Below are 13,523 nucleotides of genomic sequence, written 5' to 3' on the forward strand. Positions count from 1 at the left end.
TTCTTTTGCTTACTTTTCTTTTGGCGAAGCAAAAGAAAAGTGAGTAGCCGCCGGGCTACCCCCGGCCAGCAGAACGTAAAAGAGAGCACAGAGGAAGCGCACTCGCCGGAGCAAGACCCGGCCCACCCTTATCTTGGTAAAAACAACAACCAATAAATCAACAACAAATTCACCACAACACTAACCGCCAACAACAACCTCCACAACATCACCGGATCCCGCTCAATCAAGGGCGTCCCCTGCGGCGCGGTGAGCGGCCGCGAAGCACCCCGCTCCAGCGCCAGCAACAGCTCCTCGGCGGTTTCGAAGCGCCGGCGCTTGTCGCGCGCGACGGCCTTGAGCACCACGTGGTCCAGCCAGATCGGCACTTCGGGGTTGATGCGGCTGGGCGCGACGGGGTCGCGGTAATAGCGGCCGGCCTGGTAAGGCAGCACCTCGCCATAGGGCAGGCGGGTGGTCAGCAGCTGGTACAGGGTGACGCCCAGCGCGAACAAATCGCTTTGCGCGTCTGGCAGTTCCTCGGGGCCGTCAGCAGCGGCGGCGCTGAAGCCCCATTGCTCGGGGTTGATGAAACTGGGCGTGCCGGCGTGCAGCTTGCGCATGGCTTCGGGTTCGCGCCCGCTGAGCGCCACGCCCAGGTCCAGCAGGCGCAGCACGCCGTCTTCGCCCTGGTGCAGATTGGCGGGCTTGATGTCGCGGTGGATCACGCACTGGCGGTGCAGCCTTCCCAGTGCGCGCGCCGCCTGGGTGGCCACGCCCAGCACCTGCTCGACGCTGAATTTATGCCGGCGGTCCAGCTGCTGCTGCAGTGTCTCGCCGCTGTGCCAGTCATACAGCAGGTAAAACGCGCTACGTTCCTGGCCGTTCGGCAGGCGGTCGTGAAGGTTGACCAGGTGCGCCGCCGCCCTGCCCGACTGCATGCGCAGGGCCAGCCAGGCTTCGTGGGCCAGCATGGCGCGTTCTTCTTCGTCGTGCGAGCGGGCGGGGTTCAGGGTCTTGAGGGCATACAGCACCCGCGTGGCGGGGTCGCGCACCTGGTAGAGCACATTGATGCCGTTGTCGGCCACCGGGGCCGTCACAGCCAGGCCGTCCATCACGTCGCCCACCTTCAGGCGCGGCGGAATGGGCAGCGTCTGCGCGATGCGGGTCACGTCCTGCAGCGTGGCATCCAGCAGGCCTCGCACACGAACCACCACGGCCGTCACGTTGTCGTCGCTGCCGGCGGCCAGGGAGGCGTCCACCAGGCCCTGGCTGGCCACCTGGGCGCCGCCGGCCTCCTGGAGGCCGGCGAAATCCTTCAGCCGCGCATCGCGCAGCACGCCGTGCACACCGTCGGTGACGAGGACGAACACATCGCCCACCTGCAGGTCGCCCTGCATGTAGTCGACCACCACATGGTCTTCAGCGCCCACGGAACGCAGCAGCTGGTGCTTGAAATCGGGATGGTTGACGGCGTGGTCGTGCGTGAGCTGCTGCAGCGTGCCGCCGCGCAACAGATAGGCCCGCGAATCGCCCACGTGCGCCAGGGTGTAGGACTGCCCGCGCAGCACCAGCGCCGTGAGGGTGGTCAGGCCCATGGCCGGCTGGCGCCGGCGGTTGATGCCGGCCAGCCAGGCATTCTGCGCGCCGATGATGCGGTCCAGGGCCACGGTGGTGTCCCAGGTCTCGGGCGTGCCGTAATAGTCGCGGACCAGGCTGGTGACGGTAGTTTGCGCCGCCTCGCGGCCCATGCCGCCGGTGCTCACGCCGTCGGCAATCGCGACGATGGAGCCCATGCCCTCATAGCCGGGCTCGGGCAGCATGGCCGCGCAGAAATCCTCGTTGCTGCTTTTGCGGCCTGCGAGGGTTGCAAAGCCAATGTCCAGATCAAATGCCATGCACCAATGTAAGCAAGTTCAATGCCCGATATTGGTGCATTGCAGCAATGCACTGTTCCGGGGGCAGGGCCGTTAAGGGACTAGCTAGCCCACCAGCATCTGCATGCTGCGCTCGTACTGCACCGAAAGCTGCTCAAAGACGTCGAGCAGTTCTTCACTGGCGATGGCCAGCCCTTCAAGGCGCCTGGCATCTTTGCCTTTGGCGATGCTTGCGGCGCCTGCGCGCATCTGCGTCCAACCCGCAGCCGCCTTGTCGAGCGACGCACGAATCTCTTTGCTGGTCAGCGGGATGTCGTTGAGGTACTGCAGCGCCTTCTCGAATGCCGCCTGCGACTCGGCCATGCCCGCCTCACTGCGCTGCGAGACGGCCACGCCGCCCAAGGCCTGGAGCAGCGCGTATTTCGCGAAACGCTGGCTCAGCATGCGCTGGCGCCCGGCCAGGTTGAGCATTTGCAGCGGCGGCATGGCGCCGGCGTTTTCCAGGCTGCCGGTCATGCGTTCGGCTTCCTGCAGCAGCAGTTCGGCCAGCTCATCCAGGTGTGCCATCTCGCCGGCGGCCGGGCTCCCCTGCAGGGCAGGCTTCAGGCGGGTCCAGGTCACCGTGACCTGCCCGAGCAAGTCGCCAAAAGTGGGCTGCGACAGGCTTTTGCCGAGGGCGGCGATGTTGGCGTCGATGCGCAGCACCGATTCCTTCAGCAGCTCTGTCACGCGTTCGGCCTGCACCCCCGCCAGCCGCAGCAGGGCCAGCTTGACCAGGCGCTGCGACAACATGCGCAGCTGGCCGGAGCGGTTGACGTCTTCGGCGAAGCGCGCCGAATGGATGATGTGCTGCGACACCTGGCCCAGGCGCTGGTTGGTGTGCATGGAGGCGGTCCGCAGGATCTGGAAGGCGTCGTCGTCGGACACCTGGCGGGCTCGCATCAGGATGCCTTTGGCGCGGTCCACCACCTTGCGCTCTTCCAGCCGGCTGGCGACATCCTTGATCTGCCCCTGCAGGGCCTGCTCGCGCTGAAAGCGTGCCTGGGCCAGGTGGATCAAGGGCCGCAGGCGCTGCGGGCCGTAGCCGTTGACCACATAGGCATGAACACCCACTTCCAGGGCGCGCGTGATCCTGGCGGCGTCGCTGTCGGTGGTCAACACGATCACCGGGCACGGGGCGGTGTCACTGACCACCTGCAGCAGCCTGAACAGGTCTTCGCCCGGCAGCGCATCGTGGCAAATCACCACATCGGGTGCCTGGCGCAACACCTCTTGCACCAGTTTGCTGCGCTCGCTGACGACCGCCAGGACCTGGATGCCGGCCGCTTCCAGGTCAGCTACCAGCGGATTGCCGCCGGCGGGGCCGTTGAGGTGTACCAATGCGGAAGTCATACAAATCAATAGGTTGAGAGGGAAAACAGGGTAAATCAGAACGCAAGTCGCGGGCCATGCGCCGGTTGCATCCGGCGGCGCGCATCGCAGGCCAATGATATGGCACAAGTTTTGCATTAGCCATTGCGGGCGTAACGACGCGCCCGACCTTAGCGAATGCACTGCGGGTCCTGCGTACAACGACGTACGTAATGGTGTGCCTCATACCGGGTTTTAAGCCCGGGTCCCTGTTTGACCGGGAGAGAGCATCATGAATTTCACCTTGTTTCCGACAAGCCGGACCGGCTTGAAAGCCTTGAAGACAGGCCACTGGATGCGTGCGTGCGCGAGTTGCGCTACACGGCCGTGGCATGACGTTTGCACCTGCAACCTTTGAATCCCTGGAGTAGCCCCATGAAAAAATCAAAACTGGTGATGGTCGGAAACGGCATGGCCGGCGTGCGCACCCTGGAAGAATTGCTCAAGGTCGCCCCCGACCTGTATGACATCAGCGTCTTCGGCGCCGAGCCCCATCCCAATTACAACCGCATCCTGCTGTCGCCCGTGCTGGCCGGTGAACAGACGCTGGACGAGATCGTCCTGAACCCCTGGGACTGGTACAAAGACAACCACATCACGCTGCATGCCGGCAAAAAAGTGGTGGAAATCGACCGCGTCAAGCGCGTGGTGCGCGCCGAGGACGGCACCGAAGAGGAATACGACCGCCTGCTGATGTGCACCGGCTCCAACCCCTTCATCCTGCCGGTGCCGGGCAAGGACCTGCAGGGCGTGATCGCCTACCGCGACATCGCCGACACCAACGCCATGATCGACGCGGCGAAGAAATACAAAAAAGCCGTCGTCATCGGCGGCGGCCTGCTGGGCCTGGAAGCGGCAAACGGCCTGATGCTGCGCGGCATGGAGGTCACCGTGGTGCACGTGATGCCCTGGCTGATGGAGCGCCAGCTCGACGACGTGGCGGGCAAGCTGCTGCAGAAATCGCTGGAAGACCGAGGCCTCAAATTCCTGATCGGCGCGCAGACCCAGGAGCTCACCGGCAACGACGAAGGCCGCGTGAAGTCCATCAAGTTCAAGGACGGCAGCGAAGTGGCCACCGACCTCGTGGTCATGGCGGTGGGCATACGCCCCAACACCCAGCTGGCCGAGTCCATGCGCCTGCACTGCAACAAGGGCATCGTCGTCAACGACACCATGCAGACCGTCACCGACGCGCGCATCTACTCGGTGGGCGAATGCGCGGCGCACCGCGGCATCGCCTACGGCCTGGTCGCGCCGCTGTTTGAGCAGGCCAAGGTGGCGGCCAACCACCTGGCGCAGTTCGGCATAGGCCGCTACTCGGGTTCGCTGACCTCCACCAAGCTCAAGGTCACCGGCATAGACCTGTTCAGCGCCGGCGAATTCATGGGCGGCGACGGCGCCGAGGAAATCGTGATGAGCGATCCCTTCGGCGGCGTCTACAAAAAGCTGGTGATCAAGGACGACAAGCTGGTCGGCGCCTGCCTCTACGGCGACACCGTGGACGGCAGTTACTACTTCAAGCTGCTGCGCGACGGCCGCAGCGTGGCCGACATCCGCGACAAGCTGATCTTCGGCGAGTCCAATCTCGGCGATGCCGGCCACGAAGGCCAGAACAAGGCCGCGCTGATGTCCGACGACGCGGAAGTCTGCGGCTGCAACGGCGTCAACAAGGGCGCGATCTGCAAGGCCATCAAGGAAAAAGGCCTGTTCACGCTCGACGAGGTGCGCAAGCACACCAAGGCCAGCGCTTCCTGCGGCTCCTGCACCGGCCTGGTCGAGCAGATCCTGATGTTCACGGCCGGCGGCGACTACTCGGCCACGCCCAAGCTCAAGGCCATGTGCGGCTGCACGGACCACGGCCACCAGGCGGTGCGTGACGCCATCCGGGCCAACAAGCTGCTCAGCATTTCGGACACTTTCAAGTTCATGGAATGGAAGACGCCCAACGGCTGCGCCACCTGCCGCCCTGCCGTCAACTACTACCTGATCAGCACCTGGCCCAAACAGGCCAAGGACGATCCGCAAAGCCGTTTCATCAACGAACGCAGCCACGCCAACATCCAGAAGGACGGCACCTACAGCGTCATCCCGCGCATGTGGGGCGGCGAGACCACGGCCAGCGAACTGCGCCGCATCGCCGACGCGGTGGACAAGTACAAGATCCCGACCGTCAAGGTCACGGGCGGCCAGCGCATCGACCTGCTGGGCGTGAAGAAAGAAGACCTGCAAAACGTCTGGAAAGACATCGGCATGCCCTCAGGCCACGCTTACGCCAAGGCCCTGCGCACGGTGAAGACTTGCGTGGGCAGCGAATGGTGCCGCATGGGCACCCAGGACAGCACGCAAATGGGCAAGGACCTGGAACGCGCGATGTGGCGCATGTACGCGCCGCACAAGGTCAAGTTCGCCGTCAGCGGTTGCCCGCGCAACTGCGCCGAATCCGGCATCAAGGACGTCGGCATCATCGGCGTCGATTCGGGCTGGGAGATGTACATCGCCGGCAACGGCGGCATCAAGACGGAAGTCGCCCACTTCTTCACCAAGCTCAAGACCGCTGCCGAGGTGCTCGAGTACACCGGCGCCTTCTGCGAGCTCTACCGCCAGGAAGGCTGGTACCTGGAGCGCACGGTGCACTATGTGAACCGCGTGGGCCTGGACTATGTGAAGAAAAAAATCCTGGAAGACCACGAAGGCCGCAAGGCGCTGTGGGAGCAGCTGCAGTTCGCGCTCGACGGTGAACCGGATCCCTGGTTCGACCTGAAAGAAGCGTCCGTGGACACCCGCCAGTTTGAAAAACTCGCTCCCGCCTGACCGCTTCATCGCTTGCTCGCCCAAAGCCCGAATTGAGAGATCACTATGTCTGAATGGAAAAAAATCTGCCTGGTCACCGACATCCCGGTGCTCGGCTCGCGCCGTGTTTCACGCGCGAAAGGTATCGACGTGGCCGTGTTCCGCAATGACCAGGACCAGGTGTTCGCCTTGCTGGACCGCTGCCCGCACAAGGGCGGCCCGCTGTCGCAGGGCATTGTGTTCGGCACCAGCGTGGCCTGCCCGCTGCACAACTGGACCATAGGCCTGGCCGACGGCTGCGCCAGGGAGCCCGACGAGGGCTGCACCCCCAAGTTCAGCTGCAAGGTGGAAACCGGCCAGGTCTTCCTGGACGCCACCGAGCTGGACACGCTGGCGCTGGACCTGCAGCCGCCGCGCGCCGGCCCGGGCGCTTCCGCGGGCGCACTCGGCGACGAGAGCTTCAGCGTACAGGCACCCCACACCGCGTGATTTGAAGGCGCCCCCGAACCTCCATGACTGATACTCGATCAACCTGTCCTTATTGCGGTGTCGGCTGTGGAGTGATTATTGAGTCACAAGATGACGAGATCACGGGTGTGCGCGGCGACCCGGATCACCCGGCCAACTTCGGCCGGCTCTGCACCAAGGGTTCGACGCTGGCGCTGACCGCCTCGGCCGCTGTCACGCGGCAGACGCGCCTGTTGCAACCGATGCGGCGCGAGCACCGGCATGAGGCGCCCAAGCCGGTGTCCTGGGACAGCGCGCTGGACTTTGCCAGCGAAAATTTTGCGCAGATCATCCGCGACCACGGCCCCGATGCAGTGGGCTTTTACATTTCGGGCCAGTTGCTGACCGAGGACTACTACGTCTTCAACAAGCTGGCCAAGGGCCTGATAGGCACCAACAACGTCGACACCAACTCGCGCCTGTGCATGAGCAGCGCGGTCGCCGGATACAAGCAGACGCTGGGCGCCGATGCGCCGCCCGCCTGCTACGAAGACGTGAACCATGCGCAGTGCATCTTCATCGTCGGCAGCAACACGGCTTATGCCCACCCCATCCTGTTCCGGCGCATCGAAGAAGCCAAGGCCGCCAACCCGGCGCTGAAGATCATTTTTTGCGATCCGCGCCGCACCGACACGGCCGAGATCGCCGACCTCTACCTGGGCATACAGCCCGGCACCGACGTCTCGCTTTTCAACGGCATGCTGCATATCATGCTGTGGGAGGGCTGGACCGATGCGGCCTACATCGCGGCGCACACCACGGGTTTTGACGCGCTCAAGGCCACGGTGCGCGACTACACGCCCGACCTGGTGGCCGAGACCTGCGGCATCAAAAAGGAAGACCTGCTCGCCGCGGCCAGGCTGTTCGCGACCTCGGCCGCCACACTGAGCCTGTATTGCCAGGGCCTGAACCAGTCCAGCAGTGGCACCGCGAAGAACGCCGCCCTCATCAACCTGCACCTGGCCACCGGCCAGATCGGCAAGCCCGGCGCCGGGCCGTTCTCGCTGACCGGCCAGCCCAATGCGATGGGCGGGCGCGAGGTCGGCGGCCTGGCCAACCTGCTGAGCGCCCACCGCGACCTGGCCAATCCTGAACACCGCGCTGAAATCGCCGCCTTGTGGGGCGTGCCCTCGGTGCCGGAGAAACCCGGCAAGACCGCCGTCGAAATGTTCCAGGCTGCCGCCGACGGCGAGATCAAGGCCTTGTGGATAGTCTGCACCAACCCGGCCCAGTCCATGCCCGACCAGGCCACGGTGCGTCGCGCAATGGAGCGCGCCGAGCTGGTGATCGTGCAGGAGGCTTTTGCCACCACGTCCAGCTGCGACTATGCCGACCTGCTGCTGCCCGCCACCACCTGGGGCGAAAAAACCGGCACGGTGACCAACAGCGAACGCCGCATCAGCCGCGTGCGGCCGGCCGTAGCCGCGCCCGGGGAAACGCGCCATGACTGGGCGATTGCAGTGGACTTCGCGCAGCGGCTTGAGGTTTTGCTGAAGGCAGCGGGTTCCCGTCCCGGCCTTCCCTCTCCGGAAGAGGACGTGAGAGAGGCCCCACCCCTTCCGCGCCCCACCCTTTTCCCCTACCCCCTGCAGGACGCCACCCTCGCCGTGGAGGTCATCTGGAACGAACACCGCGAATCCACCCGCGGCCGCGACTTGGACATCACCGGCCTGAGCTACGCGCTGCTTGAGGAAGAACCGCGGCAGTGGCCCTTCAAGCCGGGCGACACGGCGGGCAAGGCCAGGCTCTATGAAGACGGCGTCTTCCCCACTGCCGACGGCAAGGCCCGCTTTGCCAACACCGTCTACAAGCCGGTGGCCGAGCCGCGCGAATCACGCTACCCGTTTTCGCTGACCACCGGCCGGCTACGCGACCAGTGGCATGGCATGAGCCGCACCGGTACGCTGGGCCGTCTGTTCGGCCACGTGGCCGAGCCGGCGGTGCAGATGAACGCCCAGGACATGGCGCGCCGCCTGCTAAAAGACGGCGACCTGGTGTACGTGACCTCCAAGCGCGGCTCCATCGTGGTGCCGCTGCAAGCCTCGCCCGAAGTGGCGGTCAGCCAGGCCTTTATCGCCATGCATTGGGGCGAGGAGTATTTGAGCGGCCAGTCCACCAGCGGCACACCGCTGGCCGGCGTGAATGCGCTGACCACCTCGGCCTATTGCCCGAGCTCCAAACAACCCGAACTCAAACACGCAGCTGTCAAGATCCTGAAGGCCGAGATGTCGTGGACATTGCTGGCCATGGCGTGGCTGCCGGAGGGCGACGTGTTGACAGTGCGCGAACAGCTCAAGCCCCTGATGGCGCAATTTCCTTTTACCAGTTGCGTGCCGTTTTCGAACAACACACCACTGGCCGATCGGGGCAGCGAACGCAGCGGTGTGCTGTTTCGCGCCGCAAGCCATGAGACGCCGCCCGACGAAATGCTGGCGGCGCTGGAACGCATTTTTGGCCTGGATGCGCCGGACGTGCTGCGCTATGCCGATCGCAAGAAGGGCCAGCGCCGCACCATGCGGCTGGTGCGCAACGGAGGCGACGCCCACCTCGCGGGTTTTGTGCTGGCGGGCGACACCAGCGCCCAGGCCTGGATCAGGACCCTGCTACAGGACGAGCTGGCCGCGCAATCCTACGGCCGCCTGCTGCTGCTGCCCGGCGCCAAGCCGCCGTTGGCGGTGCAGTCGCGCGGCAAACCGGTATGCACCTGCTTTAACGTGAGCGACATGGCCATCGATGAGCATCTGGCGCTGCTCAGCCGGGGCGGCGGTGGTGGTGGCCACCTGGGCACCGACGAAGAAAAGCTGGCTTCACTGCAAGCCACGCTCAAGTGCGGCACCAATTGCGGCTCCTGCGTACCGGAACTCAAACGCCGGGTGCGTTCGGCGCGCAACGACGCTGTGGCCCCAGCACCGCGCACCGTGATCCCGATCCGGCAAGTCGTTTAAGCTCATAACAAGAAGTTATCTGCATTCGCGGACAATCACGCTTATGGGTATTAGCCAGTACATCAAGGAAATCGGGCGCGGCAAGGACGGCGCCCGCGCCCTGACGCGCGAGCAGGCCACCGACCTGATGGGCCAGGTGCTGGACGGCACGGTGACCGACCTCGAAATCGGCGGCTTTTGCCTGGCCATGCGCATCAAGGGTGAAACGCCCGAAGAAATGGCGGGTTTCCTCGACGCGCTGCACCAGCGCCTCGCGCATTTCCCCGCGACCGAAACCCCCACTGTGGTGCTGCCCAGCTACAACGGCGCGCGCAAGCTGCCGGTGCTGACACCCCTGCTGGCCCTGCTGCTGGCGCGCGAAGGCGTGCCGGTCCTGGTGCACGGCACCCCCACCGAATCGAGCCGGGTGTTCGCCTCCGAAGTGCTGCAGGCCCTGGACATCCATGCGCTGTCGGCCGTGCGCAAAATCGGCCTTGGCGAGGCGGTCTTCGCGCCGACCGAGTTGCTGCTGCCCTCCCTCAAGCGCCTGCTGGACGTGCGCCGCGCCGTGGGCCTGCGCAACCCGGCGCACAGCCTGGTCAAGATCATGAGCCCCTGCCTGGGCAAAAGCCTGGTGGTGAGCAGTTACACCCATCCGGAATACGCGATATCGATGGCGCGGACCTTTGAGCTGACCGGTGCCAACGCGATGCTGCTGCGCGGCACCGAAGGCGAAGGAGTGGCCGATGCCCGCCGCATGCCGCAGATGGAGGCATTCATCAGCGGAAAACGCTCGCTGCTGCAGGAAACCCAGGCCGGCACCCTGGCTTCCCTGCCCGAGCTGCCCAAGACGGTGGACGCCGCCGCCACCGCGGCCTATATTCAATCGGTGCTGGCCGGCGACAAGCCGGTGCCGCCATCGATTGCCAGGCAGGTGGAACATATCTTGCTGCTGTTGCCTCAAATCAAATAAACCACCATGACCCACGGAAAAGTCACCCTTGTCGGCGCCGGGCCCGGCGACCCGGAACTGCTGACGCTCAAGGCCCTGAAAGCCATCCAGCGCGCAACCGTGCTGCTGGTGGACGACCTCGTGAGCGACGAAATCGTGGCCTTCGCGCAGCCCGGCGCGCGCATCGTCTACGTGGGCAAACGCGGCGGCTGCAAGTCCACGCCCCAGGCCTTTATTGAAAAACTCATGCTGATGGCCGCTCGCGAAGGCGAAGACGTGGTGCGGCTCAAAGGCGGCGATCCCTTCATCTTCGGCCGCGGCGGCGAAGAGGTCGAGCACCTGCGCGAGGCCGGCATCGAAGTGGACGTCGTCAACGGCATCACCGCAGGCCTGGCCGCCGTCACCTCGCTGGGCGTGCCGCTCACGCACCGCCAGCATGCGCATGGCGTGGTCTTCGTCACCGGCCATGCAAAACCCGGCGACAGCGGCACCGACTGGAGAGCCCTGGCCGCCACCGCGCACAGCGCGCGCCTCACGCTGGTGATTTACATGGGCGTCAGCGGTGCGGAGCGCATCCAGGACGAGCTGCTGTCGGGCCTGCCGGCCGCCACGCCGGTTGCCGTGGTGCAGAGCGCCTCGCTGGCCACGCAGCGCCACATCACCACCACCCTGGGCGAGTTGGCAACGGCGATACGCGATGCCGGCATGGCCAGCCCGTCCGTCATCGTCGTGGGCGACGTGATCAGCGGTGTGGCGCTGGCCGCTGCGCATCCCGACGCAGTCCGCGCGGCCTAAGTCCCGCGTCACACCGCTGTCACGCGCGGTGCCTAAGCTTCCGGTCTTTCGACTGGAGCATTCATGTCTCACCGTTTTCTGGCCGGCGCGCTGCTGGTGCTCAGCATGGCTTCTGCGCAAGCGCAAAGTTTTTCATTCGGCCTGTGGGGCGACATGCCCTATCAAAAAGCCGGCGACGACCCGAAGATTCCCGCACTGCTCAAAAGCATCAACAAGTCGGACATCGCTTTTTCGATCTACGACGGCGACATCAAAGACGGCAGCTCCAAATGCAGCGATGACATTTATGCAGCGGCGCTCACCATGTTCGGCGAACTGAGCAAGCCCGTCATCTATGTGCCTGGCGACAACGAGTGGACGGACTGCCACCGCCTGAACAACGGCGGCTATGACGGCCTGGAGCGCCTGGCCTACCTGCGAAAAACCATGTTCCTCACCGCGCGCAGCTTGGGCAAGCGCACCCTGCCACTGGTTCACCAGGCTCCGCTGGGCGAGAAGTTCGTGGAGAACACGCGCTTTGCGCACCAGGGCATCGTGTTCGCGACACTGAACGTGCCAGGCAGCAACAACAACAAGATCCTCGACGACAAAGACTGCACCCAGAAGAGCGCGCGCACCGCGGCCCACTGCGAAGCCTCGAATGCCGAATACCTGGAGCGCGACGCGGCGAATGTGCGCTGGCTGCAGGAGGCTTTCGCCCAGGCCAAGGCCGGCAAGGCGCGCGGCCTGGTGCTGGTGATCCAGGCCGACCCGGGCTTTGACCTGCCGGAAACCGAAGACAAGGACGAGAGCCAGGCGCCAGGCGTCAGCGGTTACCGCAACTTCATCAGCAGCGTCATCGCCGAAACAGAGCAGTTCTCCGGCCAGGTCTTGCTGGTGCACGGCGACACGCATTTCTTCAAGGTCGACAAGCCGCTGTACAGCCCGACCAAGCTGCTCGCCAACCTCACACGCCTGCAAACCTTCGGCAGCCCGCTGATCCACTGGGTTCGCGTGACCGTGGAGCCTAAAAATCCCAATGTGTTCACGATCCATCCGGTCATCGTGAAGCAATAGGCTCCGGCCCCCGAGGCCGTGCAGGCGGGGCAAGCGCTGCACGGCTTCTCGTCTCGCGGCTACACTCCCGAAGTCAAACAACAGCAGAGGGAAAGACGCGATGCTCGAAAAACTCAACGACTTGACGGGAAGCCACGGCGAACTGCGGCCCGGCCGCGGCATCATGAGCGGCGTGATCGCGCTCGGCCTCGGCGTGCTGTGCTTCCTGGGCGTGCTGGCCTTTCATTTCCCCGAATACCTGACCACGCCCGAGCTGCGCAGGAGCTACAACGTCGACATCATCCGCATCGTGATGTTCACCTCGCTGGTGATCGCCGGCGGTATCTCGCTGGTCAACATCATCTTCAACCGCTCGCGCTGGCTGGCCGGCGCCGCCTTCCTGCTGGTGGTGGCCACCGCGCTGCTGGGCGGCCACAAGGTGCCGGTGAACGACTTCGCCGACAACACGCCCTACATCGGCCTGGACTGGTTCATCCTGGACTTGCTGGGTTCGTCGCTGATCTTCATCTTCATTGAAAAGCTGTTCGCGCTGCGCAAGGACCAGCCGGTATTTCGCGCCGAGTGGCAGACCGACCTCCACCACTTCATCGTCAACCACATGATCGTGGGCTTCGTGCTGCTGGCCACCAACCTGATGGTGCACAAATTCTTCGGCTGGGCCGCCAATGACGGCATCCGCGGCTGGGTGCAGGGCCTGCCCTTCTGGGGCGGCGTGCTGCTGATCGTGCTGGTGGCCGACCTGGTGCAGTACTGGACGCACCGCGCCTACCACGAGGTGCCCGTGCTGTGGCGTCTGCACGCCGTGCACCACAGCGCCAAGAGCATGGACTGGCTGGCCGGTTCACGCCAGCACATCCTGGAACTGCTGATCACCCGCACGCTGATCCTCGCGCCCATCTACGTGCTGGGCTTCTCCAAGGAAGTGATAGACGCCTACATCGTGATCGTCGGCTTCCAGGCGGTGTTCAACCATGCCAACGTGAGCGTGCGCCTGGGCCCGCTGCGCTACATCATCGTCACGCCCAACTTCCACCACTGGCACCACAGCCAGGACCAGGAGGCGCTGGACCGCAACTACTCGGCGCACTACGCCTTCATCGACTACCTGTTCGGCACGGCCGTCAAAAGCACCAAGCTTTGGCCCGAACGTTACGGCGTGCTCGGCGACTATGTACCCAACGGTTTCCTCAAGCAACTCAAGTTTCCGTTCACCTGGAAGCCGTGAACCTGGCG

Annotated in this window: 9 protein-coding genes; 7 read left to right on the forward strand and 2 right to left on the reverse strand. The window is 64.7% G+C overall.

Annotated elements, in window-relative coordinates:
• Positions 1–128: 128 nt before the first annotated feature.
• Both AC1D1F_RS22830 and AC1D1F_RS22835 read right to left on the reverse strand, forming a co-directional pair.
• Entirely contained in the window at positions 129–1,877 is a 1,749-nt protein-coding gene (locus AC1D1F_RS22830) for a bifunctional protein-serine/threonine kinase/phosphatase (protein ID WP_477678368.1), read from the reverse strand.
• A gap of 84 nt (positions 1,878–1,961) precedes the next feature.
• Complete coding sequence (locus AC1D1F_RS22835; protein ID WP_477678367.1) at positions 1,962–3,248, reverse strand: type IV pili methyl-accepting chemotaxis transducer N-terminal domain-containing protein; 1,287 nt, start codon at positions 3,246–3,248, stop codon at positions 1,962–1,964.
• Positions 3,249–3,641: 393 nt separating this feature from the next.
• On the opposite strand from AC1D1F_RS22835, the gene nirB reads away from it, so the two are divergent.
• The 7 genes from nirB (at position 3,642) to AC1D1F_RS22870 (ending at position 13,515) form a co-directional block, all read left to right on the forward strand.
• On the forward strand, positions 3,642–6,077 hold the full coding sequence (gene nirB, locus AC1D1F_RS22840) for a nitrite reductase large subunit NirB (protein ID WP_477696568.1): 2,436 nt from the start codon (positions 3,642–3,644) through the stop codon (positions 6,075–6,077).
• Between the two features lie 45 nt (positions 6,078–6,122).
• Positions 6,123–6,545, forward strand: coding sequence for a nitrite reductase small subunit NirD (gene nirD, locus AC1D1F_RS22845; protein WP_477654916.1), 423 nt, complete (start codon positions 6,123–6,125; stop codon positions 6,543–6,545).
• Between the two features lie 23 nt (positions 6,546–6,568).
• Complete coding sequence (locus tag AC1D1F_RS22850) at positions 6,569–9,508, forward strand: nitrate reductase (protein WP_477677626.1); 2,940 nt, start codon at positions 6,569–6,571, stop codon at positions 9,506–9,508.
• A 43-nt stretch (positions 9,509–9,551) separates the two neighbouring features.
• Positions 9,552–10,460, forward strand: coding sequence for a DNA-binding protein YbiB (gene ybiB, locus AC1D1F_RS22855; protein WP_477696570.1), 909 nt, complete (start codon positions 9,552–9,554; stop codon positions 10,458–10,460).
• 6 nt (positions 10,461–10,466) lie between these two features.
• Complete coding sequence (gene cobA / locus AC1D1F_RS22860) at positions 10,467–11,234, forward strand: uroporphyrinogen-III C-methyltransferase (protein WP_477677628.1); 768 nt, start codon at positions 10,467–10,469, stop codon at positions 11,232–11,234.
• Between the two features lie 63 nt (positions 11,235–11,297).
• Positions 11,298–12,290 carry a hypothetical protein gene (locus tag AC1D1F_RS22865; protein ID WP_477677629.1) on the forward strand — a complete coding sequence of 331 codons (993 nt, stop codon included), beginning with the start codon at positions 11,298–11,300 and terminating at the stop codon, positions 12,288–12,290.
• Positions 12,291–12,390: 100 nt separating this feature from the next.
• Positions 12,391–13,515: a sterol desaturase family protein gene (locus AC1D1F_RS22870; RefSeq protein ID WP_477696571.1), complete on the forward strand. Its 1,125-nt coding sequence runs from the start codon at positions 12,391–12,393 to the stop codon at positions 13,513–13,515.
• Positions 13,516–13,523: the final 8 nt, after the last annotated feature.

Source organism: Polaromonas sp. P1_H6, from assembly GCF_056405195.1.

What these genes read in the sequence shown, in the direction of transcription:
- AC1D1F_RS22830 (WP_477678368.1), bottom strand. Translation starts at nt 1,877, where the DNA reads ATGGCATTTGATCTGGACATTGGCTTTGCAACCCTCGCAGGCCGCAAA.
- AC1D1F_RS22835 (WP_477678367.1), bottom strand. Translation starts at nt 3,248, where the DNA reads ATGACTTCCGCATTGGTACACCTCAACGGCCCCGCCGGCGGCAATCCG.
- nirB (WP_477696568.1), top strand. Translation starts at nt 3,642, where the DNA reads ATGAAAAAATCAAAACTGGTGATGGTCGGAAACGGCATGGCCGGCGTG.
- nirD (WP_477654916.1), top strand. Translation starts at nt 6,123, where the DNA reads ATGTCTGAATGGAAAAAAATCTGCCTGGTCACCGACATCCCGGTGCTC.
- AC1D1F_RS22850 (WP_477677626.1), top strand. Translation starts at nt 6,569, where the DNA reads ATGACTGATACTCGATCAACCTGTCCTTATTGCGGTGTCGGCTGTGGA.
- ybiB (WP_477696570.1), top strand. Translation starts at nt 9,552, where the DNA reads ATGGGTATTAGCCAGTACATCAAGGAAATCGGGCGCGGCAAGGACGGC.
- cobA (WP_477677628.1), top strand. Translation starts at nt 10,467, where the DNA reads ATGACCCACGGAAAAGTCACCCTTGTCGGCGCCGGGCCCGGCGACCCG.
- AC1D1F_RS22865 (WP_477677629.1), top strand. Translation starts at nt 11,298, where the DNA reads ATGTCTCACCGTTTTCTGGCCGGCGCGCTGCTGGTGCTCAGCATGGCT.
- AC1D1F_RS22870 (WP_477696571.1), top strand. Translation starts at nt 12,391, where the DNA reads ATGCTCGAAAAACTCAACGACTTGACGGGAAGCCACGGCGAACTGCGG.